Source organism: Enterococcus sp. AZ078 (assembly GCF_051714985.1).
GTDB classification, from domain to species: domain Bacteria; phylum Bacillota; class Bacilli; order Lactobacillales; family Enterococcaceae; genus Enterococcus_B; species Enterococcus_B hirae.
In genome coordinates, this window is sequence record NZ_JBIOSW010000001.1 from 911,558 (window position 1) to 931,557 (window position 20,000).

At 37.4% G+C, this 20,000-nt stretch carries 17 protein-coding genes; 13 read left to right on the forward strand and 4 right to left on the reverse strand.

Translation table 11 applies throughout. From position 1 onward, the window contains the following. Positions 1-10: 10 nt before the first annotated feature. On the forward strand, positions 11-304 hold the full coding sequence (locus tag IGJ18_RS04425; RefSeq protein ID WP_010719716.1) for a HesB/YadR/YfhF family protein: 294 nt from the start codon (positions 11-13) through the stop codon (positions 302-304). Positions 305-432: 128 nt separating this feature from the next. Further along, on the forward strand, positions 433-1,380 hold the full coding sequence (locus tag IGJ18_RS04430; protein ID WP_411245027.1) for a phosphoglycerate dehydrogenase: 948 nt from the start codon (positions 433-435) through the stop codon (positions 1,378-1,380). A gap of 100 nt (positions 1,381-1,480) precedes the next feature. Here the strand turns inward: IGJ18_RS04430 and IGJ18_RS04435 are convergent, their stop codons facing one another. Next, entirely contained in the window at positions 1,481-2,278 is a 798-nt protein-coding gene (locus IGJ18_RS04435) for a DUF1189 domain-containing protein (protein WP_025480226.1), read from the reverse strand. A 240-nt stretch (positions 2,279-2,518) separates the two neighbouring features. Here IGJ18_RS04435 and IGJ18_RS04440 point away from each other — a divergent pair, with 240 nt between their 5' ends. The 3 genes from IGJ18_RS04440 (at position 2,519) to IGJ18_RS04450 (ending at position 4,013) form a co-directional block, all read left to right on the forward strand. Continuing rightward, entirely contained in the window at positions 2,519-2,983 is a 465-nt protein-coding gene (locus tag IGJ18_RS04440) for a GtrA family protein (protein WP_010719713.1), read from the forward strand. Between the two features lie 97 nt (positions 2,984-3,080). Continuing rightward, on the forward strand, positions 3,081-3,689 hold the full coding sequence (locus IGJ18_RS04445; protein WP_438842942.1) for a superoxide dismutase: 609 nt from the start codon (positions 3,081-3,083) through the stop codon (positions 3,687-3,689). Between the two features lie 123 nt (positions 3,690-3,812). After that, on the forward strand, positions 3,813-4,013 hold the full coding sequence (locus tag IGJ18_RS04450) for a cold-shock protein (RefSeq protein ID WP_010719711.1): 201 nt from the start codon (positions 3,813-3,815) through the stop codon (positions 4,011-4,013). Positions 4,014-4,111: 98 nt separating this feature from the next. On the opposite strand, the gene IGJ18_RS04455 is transcribed toward IGJ18_RS04450, so the two are convergent. After that, positions 4,112-5,560 (reverse strand): helix-turn-helix domain-containing protein, encoded by a 1,449-nt coding sequence (locus IGJ18_RS04455; RefSeq protein ID WP_034698884.1) that lies wholly within the window; start codon positions 5,558-5,560, stop codon positions 4,112-4,114. Between the two features lie 511 nt (positions 5,561-6,071). Between IGJ18_RS04455 and IGJ18_RS04460 the strand changes: the two genes are divergently transcribed. From IGJ18_RS04460 to IGJ18_RS04480, 5 genes are all read left to right on the forward strand, one after another. After that, a complete protein-coding gene (locus IGJ18_RS04460) occupies positions 6,072-8,804 on the forward strand; it encodes an adhesive domain-containing protein (RefSeq protein WP_438842943.1) in 2,733 nt (910 codons plus the stop codon). A gap of 91 nt (positions 8,805-8,895) precedes the next feature. Beyond that, on the forward strand, positions 8,896-10,560 hold the full coding sequence (locus tag IGJ18_RS04465) for a hypothetical protein (RefSeq protein WP_081204215.1): 1,665 nt from the start codon (positions 8,896-8,898) through the stop codon (positions 10,558-10,560). A gap of 22 nt (positions 10,561-10,582) precedes the next feature. Further along, positions 10,583-10,822 carry a hypothetical protein gene (locus IGJ18_RS04470; RefSeq protein WP_034698894.1) on the forward strand — a complete coding sequence of 80 codons (240 nt, stop codon included), beginning with the start codon at positions 10,583-10,585 and terminating at the stop codon, positions 10,820-10,822. Between the two features lie 31 nt (positions 10,823-10,853). After that, positions 10,854-12,338, forward strand: a complete 1,485-nt coding sequence (locus IGJ18_RS04475; RefSeq protein ID WP_438842944.1) for a Mur ligase family protein — start codon at positions 10,854-10,856, stop codon at positions 12,336-12,338. 346 nt (positions 12,339-12,684) lie between these two features. Continuing rightward, positions 12,685-13,902: an LCP family glycopolymer transferase gene (locus tag IGJ18_RS04480; RefSeq protein WP_010738153.1), complete on the forward strand. Its 1,218-nt coding sequence runs from the start codon at positions 12,685-12,687 to the stop codon at positions 13,900-13,902. A gap of 53 nt (positions 13,903-13,955) precedes the next feature. Here IGJ18_RS04480 and IGJ18_RS04485 read toward each other — a convergent pair whose 3' ends face one another. Then, positions 13,956-14,426: a TspO/MBR family protein gene (locus tag IGJ18_RS04485; RefSeq protein ID WP_053765637.1), complete on the reverse strand. Its 471-nt coding sequence runs from the start codon at positions 14,424-14,426 to the stop codon at positions 13,956-13,958. Positions 14,427-14,755: 329 nt separating this feature from the next. Between IGJ18_RS04485 and IGJ18_RS04490 the strand changes: the two genes are divergently transcribed. From IGJ18_RS04490 to IGJ18_RS04500, 3 genes are all read left to right on the forward strand, one after another. After that, on the forward strand, positions 14,756-16,309 hold the full coding sequence (locus tag IGJ18_RS04490; RefSeq protein ID WP_438842945.1) for a carbohydrate-binding protein: 1,554 nt from the start codon (positions 14,756-14,758) through the stop codon (positions 16,307-16,309). A 77-nt stretch (positions 16,310-16,386) separates the two neighbouring features. After that, positions 16,387-16,965 (forward strand): lytic polysaccharide monooxygenase auxiliary activity family 9 protein, encoded by a 579-nt coding sequence (locus IGJ18_RS04495; protein WP_010719701.1) that lies wholly within the window; start codon positions 16,387-16,389, stop codon positions 16,963-16,965. Positions 16,966-17,715: 750 nt separating this feature from the next. Beyond that, entirely contained in the window at positions 17,716-18,396 is a 681-nt protein-coding gene (locus tag IGJ18_RS04500) for a YcjF family protein (RefSeq protein WP_034698910.1), read from the forward strand. A 163-nt stretch (positions 18,397-18,559) separates the two neighbouring features. Here IGJ18_RS04500 and rlmD read toward each other — a convergent pair whose 3' ends face one another. Next, positions 18,560-19,957 carry a 23S rRNA (uracil(1939)-C(5))-methyltransferase RlmD gene (gene rlmD / locus IGJ18_RS04505; RefSeq protein ID WP_010719699.1) on the reverse strand — a complete coding sequence of 466 codons (1,398 nt, stop codon included), beginning with the start codon at positions 19,955-19,957 and terminating at the stop codon, positions 18,560-18,562. Between the last annotated feature and the right edge of the window lie 43 nt (positions 19,958-20,000).

A 20,000-nucleotide genomic window follows, 5' to 3' on the forward strand; every position in this document is an offset into this window, starting at 1 on the left:
AGATGCAGGAATGAAATTATCAGTAACAGATAATGCACGTAAATGGTTCGAAGAGGAAGTAACCATCCCTGAAAATTATGGGATTCGTTTTTTTGGGAAAGTCTACGGCAAGACAGAAGTACATGATGGTTTTTCTATCGGAATGTCTGTCGAACAGCCTGAACGACCAATCAAAGAAGAAACCATTGACGGGATGCTGTTTTTTATTGAAGAAGCAGATGACTGGTTTTTCAAGGGGTATGATCTTGTTGTTGATTATGATGCATCTTTAAATGAGCCAACTTATCATTTCAAAGAACAATAAAACAAAGGAGCGTTTCTTTAGCTACCATTAGCTTGGAAAACTCCTTTTTTATATTTACCTCTTTTTTCATAAGACAGAGTCACAAAACACTTGATTACAATTAGTAATAGAAGGGATGCGTAACTAAGATGGCAGAAAAAATTATTTATTTAGATCGAGGATTTAGACAAGAATTTATTGATAAAATGACTGAATTAGCGCCTAATTATGTCATAAAAACTGAGCTTGAACCTACAGATTTGCTGAATGTTGAAATTAGTTTAGGGTGGAATCGTCAATACGAAAAAGAGCTATTAGCATCTCCAAAGTTAAAATGGGTACATTCGATCTCGGCAGGGGTAGACACTTTACCACTAACGGCATTTTCTGAAAAAGGGATCTTACTTTCAAATGGTAGTGGTATTCATAGTGAATCAATAGCTGAACACATCATGGGAGTGATTTTAGGCTATTCTCGAGGGCTGTTCCAAGCACAAAAAGCACAAGCAAAGAAAGAATGGTTAGGAACTCATGTCCATTATCAGCAATTAGAAAAACAAAAATTATTGATCATCGGAACGGGGCAAATCGGCAAGATGGTTGCTGAGAAAGCAGACAGCTTTTCTATGGTCAGTTATGGGGTGAATACTACCGGGCATCCAGTAGAAGGATTCAGTCAAACGTATTCCTTAAACGAAGTGGAAAAAGTAGTAGCTGATATGGATATCATTGTAAATATTTTGCCTCTGACAGAGCAGACTAAGGGCTTCTTTAATTATGAATTATTCAAAAAATTCGCTTCCCATGCGTTATTCATCAACGTTGGACGTGGGGCTTCTTTAAAAACAGCTGATTTAGTTCAGGCATTAAATGAAGAACAACTCGCCTTTGCAGCATTGGATGTTTTTGAAGAAGAACCATTACCTGAAAAAAGCCCATTGTGGGAAATGGATCAAGTATTGATTACGCCGCATATCGCTGGCTTAACCTCAGATTTTCAAAATAAGTTAATGACAATCTTTCTAGCCAATCTTAAAAGCTATGTCACAAATCAAGAGCTTAAGATAAATGAAGTGGCATTAAAAAAAGGATATTGATCCTTACTTAGAAAAATAGTTGACATTAAAAAACGACTTTCTTTGACTAGCGTTGCCGCCTAATCGAAGAAAGTCGTTTCCTATGTTTGACATTCGTGAACTACATCATTTGGCTTTTTGGCCAGCCTTTTACCGCCTGTGCAAAAATAAAAAGTCCTGCTATTGCGATAAAAGCACTTGTGTCAAAAGCCGGTAAGAAAATCATTAAGATCGTGGCTAAGACTGTTGGTAGGGTGATTGAATAGATCATCGTTTTTAAACAATCAAGAAAAGAAGCGCCAGTCAAACGTAAACGCGCATAAATATAAGCTGCAAAATTAGCTAAAAGTAAAGTAACGATCAAATTCAAAAAGCTTGGATAAATAGAAATTAAGAAAGTCACTATCTTGATCCAAAATGGAATTGTTGCTTCACTTAAGGTTGTACGCAATTGTTTTCCTGTTAGATTTTTTAAGGCATCATTTTTATAGTCAAGTTCAAGTGAGTTATTGTTTAGAAAAGTAGTACCGGTATTAGGCAAAGCTACGACGAGTTTATTTTTTAGTAGTCCAACACTAAGAAAATTTCCGACTAAGTCAGAAGTAATATCTTTTTCAGATCGTTTGCCTTCCGGATCAAAAGTAAAGATGATAGAATTTGTTTGATAGATGAAACCTTCATGATCTGCTGCATCAATTTTCCCGTTTTTTATGGAAAAATCTGGAATCTTGGTGGCAATTTTCTGACCATCTTGTTTTATGTTTTCTAGCACTTGAAACACTTGATAGGAAATAGGCAAAGCCATGATGATGCTAAGGACCAAAAGATAAAGAACCGATTTAGCAAACGGGGTTTTTCTAGCATTTTTGAGCTCTTTAAATTGCGTGAATGAGCTGATAATTAATTGTTTTGTTGTCATAGTTACTCCTTCTATACATAATGTCATCATTAGCAATTCTAGCGAAGTCTTAGAAGAAATACAAGGGGAAATACCAATTGGCAATCTTCCTTTAAGGTTCATGTGAGAACCTGCTTTTATAAAAAATAACGAGAATGTTAAAATTTGCTAGTTACAAAGATGAATTTAAGGAATAAAGATGAAAACCAGAGACAAATAAGGTATGATGAATAAGAATTGATTAGTAAGGTAGGATGAACGATGAATTTTTATTATCGAGTGAGACAATTTTTAGAAGAAAAAGGTTACTGGGAAATATTTATTTACCTATTTTTTGGTGGTTTAGCAACAGTCGTGAATATCGTTACTTTTGCAATTGCATTACAGATGCTCCATCTAAGTATGCCGATAGCAAATACTATTTCTTGGATTTGTTCTGTTTTATTTGCTTTTGTAACGAACAAATTATGGGTATTTCATTCCAAGTCACCTAATTTTTTCCATTTAGTTATTGAATTTAGTAAATTTTTGTTCTATCGGATTCTTTCTTATGGTATGGATATGGGTTCCATGTTGCTGCTGATTCAGGTGATGCACACAAATGATTATGTGGCTAAGATTATTACCCAAGTCATCGTGGTAGTCGCCAATTATGTCTTTAGTAAATTGTTTATTTTTAAAGGGACAACCATTATTGAGGAAGAACTTCCTGAAAAAGAGAAGTAAAATCCACAGTAGGCATAATTTTTGAAGAATTCCTTGCTCTTTGTTACTCTTTGTAGTGTAGACACTATGAACAAACACATTGAGGAGGAATTTTTTTATGACTTACACATTACCAGATTTACCATATGCATTCGATGCGTTAGAACCTTATATCGATGAAGAAACGATGCACTTGCATCATGACAAACACCATAATACTTATGTAACAAATTTAAATGCAGCGATTGAAAAACATCCAGAACTAGGTGGAAAAACAATCGAAGAACTACTTTCTGATATGGATGCTGTCCCTACAGATATCAAGACTGCTGTACGTAATAATGGTGGCGGACATGCAAACCATTCTTTCTTCTGGAAAATCATGGCACCAAATGCTGGTGGCGAACCAACTGGTGCAATTAAAGAAGCGATTGATGAAGCCTTTGGTGATTTTGCAACATTTAAGGAAGAATTTAAAAAAGCTGCAGCTGGCCGTTTTGGTTCAGGTTGGGCTTGGTTAGTGATGGAAAATGGTAAATTAGCGATCACTTCAACAGCCAATCAAGATTCACCATTAATGGAAGGCAAAACACCTATTTTAGGTTTAGATGTTTGGGAACATGCGTATTATTTGAAATATAAGAATGTACGACCTGATTACATTGAAGCTTTCTGGAACGTTGTGAACTGGGAAGAAGTAAACAATCAATTATCAACTGCCAAATAATCATTTTCAAGCCTAAAAAAAAGAATGAAAAATAAATTGAGCAAGTCTTGCGAGCGTTTTCTAAATTCGGTATAATATTTATGCAAGGTTTCTTGCAAGAACTTTTTTGGAGGCTATACATTTATGGAACATGGAACAGTTAAATGGTTCAACAATGAAAAAGGATTTGGGTTTATTACAGTAGACGGCGGAGACGATGTGTTCGTACATTTTTCAGCAATTCAAGGAGACGGCTTCAAGAGCTTAGAAGAAGGTCAAGAAGTTGAATTTGCAATTGTTGAAGGCGCACGTGGCCCTCAAGCTGCTGAAGTGACTAAATTATAATAACTTGTTGAAGAAAAGCCCGCTTAGCGGTCTATTCAAATAATAAAAAGAAGATGGCGTTTGCCATCTTTTTTTTATTTTATAAAAACCCAAGTTAGTTATTCGTTGACTAGTTTCTTGATTTTTTGGCTTAATAGATAAATCTGCTCACTAGACATATCAGTCGGAGCGACTAAACACGGGATTGTTTCTTCATAGGTCAGGATCTTTAACGGCATATCGGTTGTTCGAATGATTAAGTCTGGCTCAAACAAAAGATCATTTGTAAAAACCACATTTAAGTAAACTCGTAATTGTTCTTGTAACATACTCATATAACTCAGTTCAATACTTAATGGCAAGTCACTTTCGTACTTTATCTTTATTTCTTTATCAAAGTATGTTGGAGAAGTAATGATCATAAATGCTTCGATCAAATGACAGGATTGTACCCAATACAGCTCTTGTTGCTGTTTTTGGAATTGGGAAGCTAATTGATTGATTTCTCGATTGAATGCTGGGTAATTTTCTTCTACAAAGACTGATAAGTCATATTTAATGGTGGAAAATCGGTGGAACAACAGCCCGCTCATCCCGTTGGCAAAGATCGTACTATTTAGTAATTTTTTCTTTACATTGATTTGTGTAGATTTAAACCCAATTTCATAAATATAGCTATAGAAACTATTTTGAAATTGTTTGATCGCTGTGGCTTTTTTTAGATGGAATTTCATGGCTCGTTCTAAGTGATCGTCTTTTAAATAAAAAGCTGGGCGTGCTTGTAACCAAAGAAATAAAAATTGGACTTCCAAAAGATCGAGCTTGGCTTTCACGCTCATTCGTTTAAGGAAATGGGTAATCTCTTCAAAGCTATCCCAAATCTCTTCTGTAAAATCAGGAAGTTCTCTCTGATTCATCTGATTTCCTTGTGCTGATCGGACGAAAGTGATAGCAATAATAAAGCACCATTCAATCATTTTCAGTTTATTTGGTTTTTGTTTTGTCAGCTGAAAAGCATACTCAATCCCTGCAAAGGTTTCATGAAAATCAACGGTTGGAAAGGGCCAAACGACCCCTTGATAGTATTGCCACAAAAATAAATAAATAAGATAACGGACTTGTGGTTCGCTACCTTTGAGATACACGAAGCCTTTTGAAGTCTTTAATTGTAATTGATAGGTAGTAAGTAACTGATTGATTCGAGTAAGATGTCTTCTTAAGGAGGGAATACTAATCTTTTGCTCTGTGGCAAAGGAAACCAGATCAACTCTAGGTTGAAGACAAAGGTCTTTTAACAATTGAAAGATGGCGGAATGTTCCAAGATTTTTAGTAGTAATAGTTGATACTCACTGATCGTTCCAGAAAAAGTGAAGCCTTTTGTACTTTTTGTGATGTGATCGTCAGATAAAACCTTAAGATAGTCACATTGATGAAGCACAGAACGTTTGTCACAATGAGCTGTTTTCGATAATTCCTCTAACGTACAAGTAACTTGTGAGCGATATAAGTTGTCCAAGATCGTTAATTGGACTTGGATATTCCTTTCTAACATGACAGAGAAATTCATTTATTTTTCCCTCCTATATTTTTATACTCGAAATTTTCCGAATGACAAATTATTAAATTTTGTCATTTTTTTTTACGAAAAATGAGAAAAAAATTTATTATAATCATTTTTTATAAAAATTAGCCAAAAAAATAAGTGAAAAATACGTTATTTTAATTTGGGCTGTTAGTTTTTTTCATGAATGGATATATAGAGAAATTCCTTAATGACATTATAATTTATCCAAGCATAAAAACGAAATGTTATGCAATATTTTTACATATTTGCTACAGTTCCTTTTTATTTTTAAAATAATAAAGTTATTTTAAAAAGATTAAAACTTAATAATATATTTTTAATTTAACGATTGCTAAAATCTTTGTAACTTAAGTTAACTGAAGTTTTTTCAGAAAGATATCTTTTTGACAAAAAGAAAGGAGGCCAGTTCCTAGCGGAAATAATTGTTGTTAGTGATTGATTAAGTGGGGGATAAAGCATAAGTAAATAATGGAAGCATCTAAGGGGGAAAAAAATGAAAAAGGATTATAAAAAAAGTATGGATCAAAAAGCTAGAGCTAAACGTCGATCCAAAAAATACTTATTAGTAGGAACGTCTATTGCTGCAGGGATGCTGTTGGGGACAGCACCTATTTCAATTGCTACACCGTTGTTTACTGTGGGTTCACAACAAGTATATGCTGACTTGATTAGTGGCCAGTTGTTCAATAATCTAACGACGTCTAATACCAGTGGAACAACAGAAAGTGCACCTTTTCCATTGGCTGGAACGACTCGTAATGTTGATTTTGTTATTTCAGCTAATAATGGGATTGATCTAAATGTTCTAAATGGCTCGAGACGAGCAGTTTTAGCAATCCCAACTGAAATGCAAGGTTTAGTTAATCCAAATGGGACGGGTACTTTCCAAACAGATATTTTGTTACCAGGAGAAGAACTACAACCACTATTGTCGATTGTAGATGGGGCGGTAACTACCCTAGTGTCTGCTGTTGAAAACATTGTTAACCTTAACCCGTTGGCATCAGTCAATTTAGATGAAGTGTATGCTCAACTAGCATTATTAGAGAACCTTAGTACATTGACGTCAGCTGAAGTAGCATTGAATCTTCAAATGCAAGGGGACGAATATATCTATGGTGAATTAGATGGCTCATTAGAAACAGTTATTCGAGAAGGGCTGACTGAAATTTTAGATGGAATCAATGATGCTGTCCAAGCAATCCAAGCGACACCGAATGCAGGAAGCGGTGCTCTTGGTACGATAGCAGCAGGTACGATCAATACAGCGTTATCCGCAACGATTAAACCAGCATTTAATCTTACTTTTGCTACTGCAACAGGTTTAGTTGGTGTGGGGTCATCATTGATTGGAACATTAGCTGATGCGAGCGTATTAGGTGAAACGACGGTCACGATTCCGACATTGATTCAAGATCCTAATTATAGTGATTTAGCGGCAGCCGGAGTAGATATGTCTGTTCCTTATGAAGCTGGCTTCGTTGGAAATATTGTAAAAGCAGATGTTTTATCTATCGATATCGCCTCTAGCTCTGATGGCTATTCGCCAGTTTTTTATCAAGCTGCTGAAGTAACACCACCATATAATGTTGTTGTTACAGGGAACTCAACTGATGGTTATGAAGTAACTGGGATGGCAGATCCTAATGCAACAGTTCGTATTTATGATCAAGAGAATAATTTGATTGCAGAAGGACAGGCTGATGAAAATGGAAACTTTACGATTCCAATTGCAGCCACAGATGTGTCACCTTTAGAAGACATCCAATTAATCGCGTATGATGAAAATGACAATCCAAGTTTACCAGCTGCTGCTGTGATCCCAGACGATGAAGAAGCCGACGCCGACGCCGATGCTGACGCCGATGCGGATGCTGACGCCGATGCCGATGCGGATGCCGACGCTGATGCAGATGCTGACGCTGATGCCGATGCAGATGCTGACGCTGATGCCGATGCGGATGCTGACGCCGATGCGGATGCTGACGCCGATGCAGATGCCGATGCAGATGCTGACGCTGATGCAGATGCCGACGCTGATGCTGACGCCGATGCCGATGCAGATGCTGATGCTGACGCCGACGCCGACGCTGATGCGGATGCTGACGCCGATGCGGATGCTGACGCTGATGCTGACGCCGATGCGGATGCCGACGCTGATGCGGATGCCGACGCTGATGCTGACGCTGATGCGGATGCTGACGCCGATGCGGATGCCGACGCTGATGCGGATGCCGACGCTGATGCTGACGCTGATGCGGATGCTGACGCCGATGCGGATGCCGACGCTGATGCCGATGCGGATGCCGATGCGGATGCCGACGCTGATGCGGATGCCGACGCTGATGCGGATGCCGACGCTGATGCCGATGCCGACGCTGACGCCGATGCTGATGCTGATGCGGATGCAGATGCCGACGCTGATGCTGATGCTGATGCGGATGCTGATGCGGATGCGGATGCGGATGCGGATGCCGACGCTGATGCCGATGCGGATGCCGATGCGGATGCCGATGCTGACGCCGATGCAGATGCCGATGCAGATGCCGATGCCGATGCCGATGCTGATGCCGACGCTGACGCCGATGCTGACGCCGATGCCGATGCTGACGCTGACGCCGATGCTGACGCTGATGCTGATGCCGATGCCGATGCGGATGCCGATGCGGATGCTGACGCCGATGCCGATGCGGATGCTGACGCCGATGCGGATGCTGACGCTGATGCCGATGCGGATGCAGATGCGGATGCCGATGCTGACGCCGATGCAGATGCCGATGCAGATGCCGATGCTGACGCCGATGCCGATGCTGACGCTGACGCCGATGCTGACGCTGATGCTGATGCCGATGCCGATGCGGATGCAGATGCGGATGCTGACGTCGATGCCGATGCGGATGCTGACGCCGATGCAGATGCCGACGCTGATGCGGATGCCGGCGTGGGAAGTGCAGGAAATGGTACAGATACGGATCAGAACGGCGACCCAGGAATGGTGCCGATCAACACTTCTGGTGGATCAGGTTCAAATCCACCACAATTACCTTTGCACTATGGTGGGACAAGTCATACAAAACCATTGAATTACCATGACGGCTCAACACTAAAAATGTATCCTAAAACCTCTGATACGGTAAGTTCATCTGTTTCTTGGTTAGGTGGATTAGTATCATTGATTTCGGGAATGGGTATTTGGAAAATGAAAAGAAATAAAAAGAATAACTAATAATTAACGGAGAGGTTATAACTATAGAAATAGATTTAAAAATCATAATGGATGTAGTTATAACCTCTTTATTCTTGATAGGGGTGAGTCTATGCCAGTTCAAACAGATAAAAATGATTTAGCAACCATCCAAGAAGTACTTGAAAAAGTAGTCATTCATACGGAGAAAAAATTATTAATCGTATCCGTAGGAGATTTTAGTAAGCGTGGTAAGACTTATGAATTTTACGGAAACAATCTAAAAACAATTTGGAATAATTTTCTAACAGCTTATCGAACCTATCATTTTGAGACAGAAACGTATCTGAGGTTGGATGTAGTGACGAAAGAAGAGCAAGTTGATTTTCAACAAGTCAAAGAACGGTTAAACAAAATAAAAAGGAATAATTACATCGATTTTAATTTGCGAATAGATGGAATCAGAAAAAGAAGTTTTTTAAAAGAAGAATTAGTAGCAAATGCAATCATTAAACCAAGTAAAGCACATATAGTTGGAAAAAATCATCCTGAGTTACACATTGATTCCCAAAATTACCGTGGCTATGTTAAGCGTAAATATGGACGTGAAGAAAGTGATTTAAGCTACTTAGAGCGTTCAAAGTGTTATTTTTTTGAAACAGCCTCCTTCTATTTTGAAAATGGTGAAGTATTCCCTTTGAAAGATTATGGCAATGGCAATCAAGTCAGAGAAGTGACTACAGAAAATCTTGATGATATTACGGAATTAGTGATTGAACAAGGAACGAATTATTTAACCAAACAGTTGACTCCTACTGGTAAATTCATTTATGGCTATTATCCTTGCTATGATCAGTTACTAAAAGGGTATAATTCGGTTCGCCATTTTTCATCTTTGTACGCATTAGCTGAATCGGCAGAATATTTATCCGACCAGGAATTGATGCAACGAGTCAAAGAAGGATTACTATGGGGATTGGAAAATCTTACTTCTGAAGTCAATGGTCAGCTGTTGATTAAAGATTACTTGAATAAAGAAGTAGAGTATAAGTTAGGAGCCCAGGCGACAGCAATCTTGGCTTTAGCAAAATATTCAGAAGTGACTAAAGAGACCATCTTTCATAGTTCCCTTAGTCGTTTAATCACGACTGTTTCAGAAAAATTTATCACTCCAGATGATCAGACGATCCATGTGTTGAATGCCGAATTAATGACAAAAGAGCGTTTTAGAATTATTTATTATGATGGTGAAATTCTGTTTTCCCTCTTAAGAGCACATGCGATTTTAAAACAAATTGAGATTTTTGAGATTTGTGAAGGATTGATGGAACAATTTGTCGCAAATAATTATCAAAAATACCATGACCACTGGTTAAGTTATGCAACGAATGAGATGCTTAAATATCAAGAAAAAGATACTTACTATGAATTTGGTATTAAGAATGCAATGGTCAACATCAACTTTATCGATCAACGAGATACAGCTTATCCAACCATGCTTGAGTTACTAGTAGCAGCCTCAAAAATGATCAGCAAATTAGAAAGAAGTCCTTTAAAAGATAAGCTTTTTCCGATAGAGAAAGAATTTTTTGAAACGAAAGCACGAATCAATACGGTAATGAAAAAAAGAGTGTTACATGAAATCACAACAGGAGTCATGTTTCCAGAGTTTGCACAGTTTTTCAAACAACCGCAAGTGATCAAATATGGTTTTTTTGCGCGTCATGATCGTTTCCGTATGAGAATAGATGATGCAGAGCATTTTCTATCTGGTTTGATCAATTACTTATGCCTTTAAAAAGAGAAGAGGAGTGAAGATAATGGTTGGTTATATTCGATTTGCTGCTTTAGCATTGATTGGTCTTTCCTATTTAGGGTTTCGGCTGAAAAAGAAAAAAGACCATCAATCAGAAACTTTAGAAAATGATTGGAGTCAGTATCAAAAAAATGAAGAGGGGTTGTATCCTTGGGAAGAAGACCAAGATGACTCGCCACAGAGAATTGAAAAAACAGCAACAAGGTATGTGAATCAAGCAAGACCAAGACGAGGAAAATGGTAGAGAGAATCTAGAACAAAGTAGGTGTAAAAGAATGTGGAAGATCCAAGAATTATTGGCTGATATCGATGGTGCGTATTTACAAAAGTACGACCATCTTGATCAAATAATTGACAACTTTGAGTACTTTTCTGGACATTTAAACAAAAGAACCAATTATAATACCACAGCATTTGTTTGTTTGACACCAGAAAGAAGAAGTTACATCAATCGAAAGACAGTGGCTTGGCGAGATGGGAACGAGCAAATCAAAGGAAGGGAAAATGAGTTTGGTTTAATCATTACTGAAATCCCCATTGATGACCCAGCTGTTAGAACGCCTCAATTTATTGTTAAAAATAGTTGGGAATTTTTACTACAAATTTCAGAGAAAATCCGAAGCAATTATGTACAACCAATTGTAGCGATCACTGGTTCGGCAGGAAAAACATCCACACGAATGATGATTTCACATTTATTCCCAAATGAAAAAGTGTTAGAAAATCGTGGGAACCACAATGTTCGTTTTGCGATTCCTCTATACCTAAGCAAGCTAGTAAGTGAGCCAGATATGTTGAACTTAGAAGTCTCTGTCAATGCGTTGAACTCTTATGACACTGGATCAATGTCTAATTTAGTGCAACCAGAGATTGCGATTGTAACCTCAATTGGAGAAGCACACCTTAGTTCATTAAAAGATACTATCGGAGTGGCACGACATAAGGCAAAAATTTTTGAAGGACTGAAGCAAGATGGCACTGCAATCATCAATACAGATATTGGTGAGGAAGAACTAGCGATTCTAATGACAGCAGCCAAAAAAAGAACAGCAGAGATTCTCACGTACTCTTTGTATGATCAAACAAAGGATGTCTTCTTAATTGAAACGAGACAAGAAAGAGAGTATTGTGAAATTTTATTTTCTTTTTTAGGACAAGAATTTTCGATGAACTTGTCAGTTGCTTCTGCAGGTATGATTTCTAATGCTTTTGCTGCTTTATTGACAGTCTGGAAAATAAAAGGCGACATTCGATCGTATCTGCCAGCATTTACTACATTTAAGCCATTGTCTAAGATTCTCGATAAAACGAATTATGCTTCCTTGAATGGAACGAATTTCACATTTATTGACGACACCCATAATGCTTCTTTGCCTGCGATGGAAAATGCTATCGATTATTTTGATGAAGTTCGAACCTTTTATCAAGGAAAAAGTATTTTGGTACTTGGACAGATTGCTGACTTAGGAAGTACTGCACAAGTAATCCATGAATCACTGAAAGATTCGATGGAACATTGTGGAGCAGATCATATCTTAGGTTATGGTGAGCATTTTAAAAAGATTTTTGAGGAAGAACAAATACAAGATCAACGATTCAAATGGTTCGCTACTTTACAAGAGTTAAGTGATTATCTAGAGGAATTACTAATCGAAGACAGTCTAATTTTAGCGAAGGGGTCTGTAACAGGGAGTGATTTTCATGATATAGATCGTTACATCCGTAAAATCGCTAATAAAAAACAGTTAAAAGCTGTATAAAATAGGTGGTATCAATTTGTAAAAAAGAGACAATGTCTGCTGAATGGCATCGTTTCTTTTTTTGCAAATAAAACGACAGATCCAAGATGACCATTGTAATTAAGAAAGAGAACGAGTAAGAGGCATTTCAGTGCTTAAAAATAAAAGCGTTTTGAAATACTTAGATTCAAGCTTTTCTCTGTAATGATGCTATGGTATGATAATTAAGAATTCAAAAAATTACATATTAATTAGTTTTTTATTCACGACTATTTTTTTAAAGTTTTATTATGATTAAATAGGTAGTTTGCTGATTTATTAGTTGTATGAGAAAATATTTTAAGAAAATGTGAGATAGAGGTGCATTATGAAGCGGTGGCAAAAAGTCGTAATAGCTTTACTGGGAATTCTCGTTGTTTTTATTGGCGGAGTCTCAGCTTATGGAATTAAACTCATGGGTGAAGCAAACCAAACAGTCAATCAAATATCTAAGGGATCGAATCGTCAGTCAACAAAGCGTAAAGATAAAGTGAGTATTGACGACAAAGAACCTTTTTCTGTCCTGTTGTTAGGACTGGATACTGGCGGATTAGGTAGAACCGAACAAGGAAGATCGGATACAATGATGGTGGTAACGGTGAATCCCCAACAAAAAAAATCAACGATCGTCAGCTTAGACCGTGATATCTATACCAATATCGTTGGTCATGGTACTGTTGATAAGTTGAATCACGCCTATGCTTTTGGAGGCGTTGAAATGGCCATGGACTCAATCGAACAGTTACTCGATATCCCCATTGACCATTATGTAACCATTAATTTAGATGGAATGGAAGATTTGATCAATGCTGTCGGAGGTGTGGAAGTCAATAATAAAATTGATTTTACATTAGATGGTGTTCATGTTCCTGTAGGTAAACAAGTATTAGATGGTAAGAAAGGCCTTGCTTATTCGCGGATGCGTCACGAAGATCCTAAGGGGGATATCGGACGTCAAGCACGACAGCGTGAAGTCGTTACCAAAATTGTTAATAAAGTATTGAGTTTAGATGGTGTCAGCAATTATCGGAAAATTTTAAAAGCGGTCGAAAAAAATGTCACAACTGACCTAGATTGGGATGATATGCTAGATGTAGCAACCAATTACACACCAGCATTTGAAACGATCAAACAAGATCAATTGCAAGGTAAAGATGCAACCATTGATAGTATTTACTATCAAATTTTAGGTGAAAATGATTTATTAAGTATCCAAAACGAATTGAAAAAACAATTAAACATCAAACCAAGTAAGACATTACCTAATTTAAAAAATGACAATGCTTCTATCATGTTCTACAATGACTCGCAATCCGCTGAAGATTCGAACGAGACTGCGACAAGTGAGAATAATTCAACTTATTCAGGAAATTCGCAAACAACAAATCAGTACAACGAGTATAATCAAGAATACAATCAAAGCGCCGATCAAAATTATGATCAGTACGGCAATCAGAACTACAATCAGAATTACAACCAAAACAATGAACAAACTTACCAACAAGAAAATAATGAACAAGGATATAATTATGGAAATGGGTATTAAGTAAAAAAAGCATTCGCAACAGTCATAACCGACTGTGCGGATGCTTTTTTTTACTAGTTTAAAAATAAAATAGAATAGTTGAGAAGCGTAGCAAATAATACCCAGAGATAATATGGTACCAGTAACCACATCACTAAGCGATAGTGATTCCATAGTTGATAAAGCAGTATGGAGAGAAGGACCACTAATAAAGTAATATCTAGTGCAGCAATCAAGGTGTTTTGCAAGTTGAAAAACAAAGCAGACCAGATAAAATTACATACAAATTGAATAACAAATAATGTAATTAATTTTTGTTTGACCCTTTTGTTTTTCATTACCAATAGTAAATATAACGAAATTCCCATTAAAATATATAGCACTGTCCACATAGGACCAAAGATCCAACTAGGTGGTGCAAAAGGAGGTAGCTCAAGTGAATAATAATAACTACCTGGATTACCACTTAGTATCCCCGATAAGAAACCTAAAATCACTATGCCAACAGTACAAACCCAAAAACGATAATCTTTCAGTATAGCCATATTGTTTTAACTCCTTTCTATAATTCTAGTTTACCATGAACGTTTTAAACATACTTGAATTTGATTTGGAAGGTTATACTTTTGGTTTAGTTATTTTAAACCAGTTATTATATTAGAATATTAACCCCTATCTCTTATTGGATAATGAAAATCATTGCCATTGTAATGTTGTAACTCCGAACATTATTAAAGAAAATAGTCAATTAGATTAAATAACGTTAATTGTCAAATTTATTGTTATTTTTGATGTTATTTATCTGATAAGATAATATATGTAATCGATTACAAAATAGATGATAATAGCACTGATCACGAGAGGAGAAGAAGATATGGGAAATAAAAGAATCAAAAAAATGTTAGCGGGAGCAGCTCTTTGTAGTCTGATGATTGCGCCATTATTATTGAATATGGAAGAGGCGTTTGCGACAGAACAAAGTACGAACAAGCAAGCTGGTTTTGGCGTTGGTCAAGGAATCAAATGGGCGGATCAAGTAGTAGCACCATTTGTCGATATGACGGCATATGTTTCAGGCAGCAATCTATCAAATAACGGAGCGCTTAATTTAGCTGCAGTGGCAAAAAGCACTGGACAAAAATTCTTCAATTTAGGATTCATGCAATCAAGAGGTATTAAAAATGGTAAGATCGACTGGGCCTGGGGTGGATTTGGAGGCTTAAGCGAAAGTGATAGCGATCAATGGCAATATGAAGGAATCAAAAAATCCATTCGCGAATTAAGAGAAGTTGGTGGCGATGTTGCTGTATCATTTGGTGGTCTAAATTCTGGCGCATTTTGGGAAACAACACAAGATTCAACCATTTTAGCAAATGCTTATAAAGAAATTATTGATGGTTATGGATTAACTCGTGTTGATTTCGACGTAGAAGCTGGGGCAATGAATTATGCGCATAATTTAGCTAATGCTAAAGCGATTAAAAAAGTCCAAGATGAAACAGGTGTTAGTGTGACCCTTACATTACCAGTGATGGACTTTGGATTGGTATCTACAGGTTTATCTGTCTTGCAAGCCTATCTTGAGGCAGGTGTTGATCTAACTACCGTTAATATCATGACGATGTGTTACGGTAGCGTTGTTCCCGATTATGCGCAAGGTTCACTAGATGCAGTGGACAATACGAAAAAACAATTACAAGATTACTACAAACGTTATGCGAACAAAACGTTAACTGATGCTCAAGTTTATGCTAAATTAGGAACAACCCCTTCCGTTGGATTTGAAGGAGACACACATCCATACTTTACAACTGATATGTTCAATAAAATCGTCCAACATGCAAAATCAAGAAAACTCGGGATGGTTTCTTATTGGTCAATGAACCGTGATGCCATGGTCGATGGTGGTCAAGGTCAAGTCAAAAATCAATATGAGTTCTTAACTGTTGCCCAACAATTCACTGATGGAACGACTGGTGGAGAAAATGACCCAGTAGAAACGCTAACTAAACCATCAATTCCGGTAAATTTAACTAGTAGTAATGTTACGCAAAATTCAGTGACTTTAAACTGGACTAATAATGCTTCAAAAGAAAAAGTCACTCATTATGAAGTTTATCGAAACAATATCCGCATCGCTACAAGTGCAACGAATACATTTAAAGATCAAAATTTACAAGCAAATACAACCTACAGCTATAAAGTTAAAGCAGTTAACGCTGTAGGGACCTCTGACTTTAGCCAAGCAATCTCAGTGAAAACCACAAGTGAAAGTACGCAAGGTGATACTTGGGTTATCGGAAAATCATATAAAATAGGCGATATCGTTACCTATAAGGGACATCGTTATCGTTGTATTCAACCACATCCAGCTACTGAGGGATGGGAACCAGATATTACAGAAGCTTTATGGGTAAGAATCTATTAAAAGTTATAAAAGCATAATGTTTGATTCTTTTATTAAAAGCGCTTACAATGAACCTATCAATGAATGGGAGGTTCATCATGAAAAAGGTTAATATCTTAATGTTTGTTGGCGTTGTTATGTTAGGTTTGTTTGGATTTGGTGCATCTGGCTATGCTCATGGCTATATTACCTCACCTGGAAGTCGTGCTTATTTCGGAACTGCAGCAGCTGGTAATTTGAACCAAAATGTTGGACGAGCAGAGTGGGAGCCACAAAGTATTGAAGCACCAAAAAATACCTTTATCGATGGGAAAATAGCAAGTGCTGGGGTTACTGGATTTGAGCCACTAGATGAGCAAACAGCAACTAGATGGCATAAAAATATCATCAATACTGGCAACTTGAATATTACTTGGTTTTTAACTGCGCAGCATAGTACAAGTACATGGGATTACTATATCACTAAAACTGGTTGGAATCCTAATGCACCATTGAAAATCAGTGATTTTGAATTGATATCAAAAATTGATGACAAAGGTGCAAGACCGCCACAAACTGTCAAACAAACAATCAATATTCCAAAAGATCGTAAAGGCTATCACGTGATCTTGGCTGTATGGAATATTAGTGATACAACCAATGCTTTTTATCAAGTAATTGATGCGAATATTCAATAATAAAGCATAAGAATCTTTTGGGTTCAATTTCAGCGAATCTGTGCTAGAAATACCAATTATTCAAAGACAAGTGTAGGAGACTGAAGCAAAACTTGCTTCAGTCTCTTTATTTCTAAAAATGTGTAAATGGTGTTCAACCATCAGCTCCTCGAAATAAGCCTGAATTTTTCAAAACATGAGAAGCTGTTTCAAAAAATTCTTTCTTATTGTCATCAGAGCTACCCGATGTTTTCACGACCTCTGATTCACGGTGTTCAAAGAGCTGACCTTCGGCGATAAGTCAAAAAATCTCAAAACATGGAGAGCTGTTTCGAGATTTTCATCCTTAACGCTCATGTCAATACACTCTTTTCACGACCTCTTGCTAAACGGTGTTCAAGAAGCAACTCCTCAACAATAAGCGATGATTTTCTAAAATATGAGGAGCTATTTTAAAAAATCCTCTCTTATTCGCTCGGAGCTGATCGCTTCTTTCACGACCTCTGATTCACGGCGTTCAAAGAGCTGACCTTCGGCGATAAGTCAAAAAATCTCAAAACATGGGGGGCTGTTTCGAGATTTTCATCTTTAAATTTGAGAAGCAGTTTTCGGAAATTCGTTCTAAATTATTGATGCTAAACATTGTTGTTTCAACCTTCTTTTGTTCATGAGTGAATGATTTTGGTTAAGGAAAGGTTTAATGTATGATAGAGCTACAACAATGCTTCATTAAATGGAGTATTGGTAGTTTTTAGTAGGGGGAAAAGTATGATGAGATTTTTTAAGAAGAATACGCAAGATACAAGCGATGAAACTAATCATGTTGCACCACTTGCTAAAGAAACACTTGACCAGCAAGAGTTCGACTCTTTCTTTGCTGAAGTGTTAAAAAAAATGCCACAAAAATCAGCTAGAGTGATCCTTAATGCTTATGACCAATCGAAAATCGTAGCAGAAAAAATCCTTGCAAAAAATCAAGCAAAATTTGATCATGTATTTAAAGATTTCTTAAAAGGAGTCGATGAAACGACACGCAAAAAAAGTCATAGGATCATTCACGCGGCTTCGTTAACAGCTGCAATCATCGGTTGCTCTCCGATCCCTTTTTCAGATGCGTTTTTATTAGTTCCAGTTCAATTGACTATGATGGCTCGGCTACATAAACTTTTTGGACAACCTTGGTCAGAAAGTTTAGGGAAAAGCGTTTCTAAAGAACTTGTAGTAGTCAGTTTAGGAAGAAGTACTGTCGGAAATATTGTCAAATTTGTACCAGCAGTTGGAACTGTTACAGGGGCAGCGATCAATGCCACTGTTGCAAGTGCCATCACCGAATCACTAGGGTGGACCACCGTAAAGATGCTGAATGATGGGGAAGATATATTTGAACAAGTCATGTCATTCAAAGGACAATCCCAGACATTGTTTCGTGCATTAAAAAGTATCAAAAAGTAAATATTTAGTGGATAAATTGAATTAGTTAGAGTTAAAAAAGTGGACAATCATGAACTATTGCATAACAAAAACATCCAAAACACAGCTCTGTGTTTTGGATGTTTTTTATTTACTTAGGTTGGGTTAAGTCAGACGAGCAGAAAAAGTACCGAAAAAAGTTTAGCTAGTTTTTGCTGGTAACACTTGATCTTCTAGTCAATTTTACAACGACTTCACATCGAGCCGTTTGGGGAAACATATCCACTGACTGCAAATATTCCACTTTGAATTTCTTACTTAATTGTCCCAGATCTCGTGCTAAGGTTGAGACGTTGCAGGAAATATATACTAATTTCGTTGGCGGATAGTTGAGGATCGATTGAATCAACTGGGGATCAAGCCCTGTACGAGGGGGATCGACAATGATCCCATCTGGTTCAAATCCTTCTTCAAGCCATTTTGGTAATAATTCTTCAGCAGTTCCAACTTCATAATGGGTATTAGTATACCCTAAACGTTGAGCGTTTTTACGTGCATCATCAATAGCCTGAGGAATCACATCCATTCCACGGATTTCTTTCGCTTGTTTTGCTACACTTAAACCAATCGTTCCCACACCACAGTAAGCATCTACGATCGTTTCATTTGGTTGGATCGCGAGTGCTTTGATTCCTTCATTATAAAGGACTTCTGTTTGTTGCGGATTCAACTGGAAAAAAGCTCGTGGTGAGAGATCAAAAGTAACTTCATTGAGATGTTCTTCAATAGCATCTTTTCCCCAAAGGTGGATTGTTTCATCGCCCATTACGAGAGAAGTTTTAGCAGGTTGAACATTTTGCATGATTGAAACAACCTCTGGCAATTGTTGGTTAATGTCACGGATGATTGCATTTTTTTGTGGAAATTTTTGACTGCGAGTAATAAAGACAACTTGTAATTCACCCGTTTTTATTCCAACACGTACCATGATCGTCCGAAAAATGCCGCTGTTGCTCCGTTCATCATAGATAGGAAGGTCATACTTATTCAATAACTCGACGACCGTATTCATCACTTTCTGTGTCTGTGGTTCTTGAACTAAGCAATCGATTAATGGCACAAGTTCATGGGAATTTGCTTGATATAGCCCAGCTTCGATTTGTTGTGTTTTCTTATTTTTTCTTAATTGGAATTGTGCTTTGTTTCGGTAATGCCATGGTTCTTCCATGCCAATCGTTGGACGTAATTCGTAAGAACGAAAGCCAGCCGGTTTGAATTTTTCTAGCGCTTGCATAAGCAAATCTTTTTTGAAATCAAGTTGTGCCTGATATGCTAAATGTTGAAGCTGACAGCCACCACATTCATAATACACTGGACAAGGCGCCACCACTCGATCCTTGCTTTGCTTTTTGACTTTGATTAACTGAGCTTCCGCATAGCGAGGTGTTGCTTTCGTGATCTTGACAAGAACTTCTTCTTTGGGCAGTGCATAAGGGACAAAGATGATCAAACGTTTGAAATAACCGATCCCTTCACCGTTGATACCCAGTCGTTTGATTTTTAAAGGGATGGTTTGGCCGTTTTTGACAATGGTTTCTGTCATAAGTATCTTCCTTTTTTCTAATAGTGTGGTTTTATTCTAACAT

Bases quoted from the DNA above. Each gene is read 5' to 3' on its own strand.
- IGJ18_RS04475 (WP_438842944.1), top strand. From the start codon at position 10,854: ATGTGGAAGATCCAAGAATTATTGGCTGATATCGATGGTGCGTATTTA.
- IGJ18_RS04495 (WP_010719701.1), top strand. From the start codon at position 16,387: ATGAAAAAGGTTAATATCTTAATGTTTGTTGGCGTTGTTATGTTAGGT.
- IGJ18_RS04500 (WP_034698910.1), top strand. From the start codon at position 17,716: ATGAGATTTTTTAAGAAGAATACGCAAGATACAAGCGATGAAACTAAT.
- IGJ18_RS04455 (WP_034698884.1), bottom strand. From the start codon at position 5,560: ATGAATTTCTCTGTCATGTTAGAAAGGAATATCCAAGTCCAATTAACG.
- IGJ18_RS04450 (WP_010719711.1), top strand. From the start codon at position 3,813: ATGGAACATGGAACAGTTAAATGGTTCAACAATGAAAAAGGATTTGGG.
- IGJ18_RS04460 (WP_438842943.1), top strand. From the start codon at position 6,072: ATGAAAAAGGATTATAAAAAAAGTATGGATCAAAAAGCTAGAGCTAAA.
- IGJ18_RS04485 (WP_053765637.1), bottom strand. From the start codon at position 14,426: ATGGCTATACTGAAAGATTATCGTTTTTGGGTTTGTACTGTTGGCATA.
- IGJ18_RS04425 (WP_010719716.1), top strand. From the start codon at position 11: ATGAAATTATCAGTAACAGATAATGCACGTAAATGGTTCGAAGAGGAA.
- IGJ18_RS04465 (WP_081204215.1), top strand. From the start codon at position 8,896: ATGCCAGTTCAAACAGATAAAAATGATTTAGCAACCATCCAAGAAGTA.
- IGJ18_RS04440 (WP_010719713.1), top strand. From the start codon at position 2,519: ATGAATTTTTATTATCGAGTGAGACAATTTTTAGAAGAAAAAGGTTAC.
- IGJ18_RS04490 (WP_438842945.1), top strand. From the start codon at position 14,756: ATGGGAAATAAAAGAATCAAAAAAATGTTAGCGGGAGCAGCTCTTTGT.
- IGJ18_RS04470 (WP_034698894.1), top strand. From the start codon at position 10,583: ATGGTTGGTTATATTCGATTTGCTGCTTTAGCATTGATTGGTCTTTCC.
- IGJ18_RS04480 (WP_010738153.1), top strand. From the start codon at position 12,685: ATGAAGCGGTGGCAAAAAGTCGTAATAGCTTTACTGGGAATTCTCGTT.
- IGJ18_RS04430 (WP_411245027.1), top strand. From the start codon at position 433: ATGGCAGAAAAAATTATTTATTTAGATCGAGGATTTAGACAAGAATTT.
- IGJ18_RS04445 (WP_438842942.1), top strand. From the start codon at position 3,081: ATGACTTACACATTACCAGATTTACCATATGCATTCGATGCGTTAGAA.
- rlmD (WP_010719699.1), bottom strand. From the start codon at position 19,957: ATGACAGAAACCATTGTCAAAAACGGCCAAACCATCCCTTTAAAAATC.
- IGJ18_RS04435 (WP_025480226.1), bottom strand. From the start codon at position 2,278: ATGACAACAAAACAATTAATTATCAGCTCATTCACGCAATTTAAAGAG.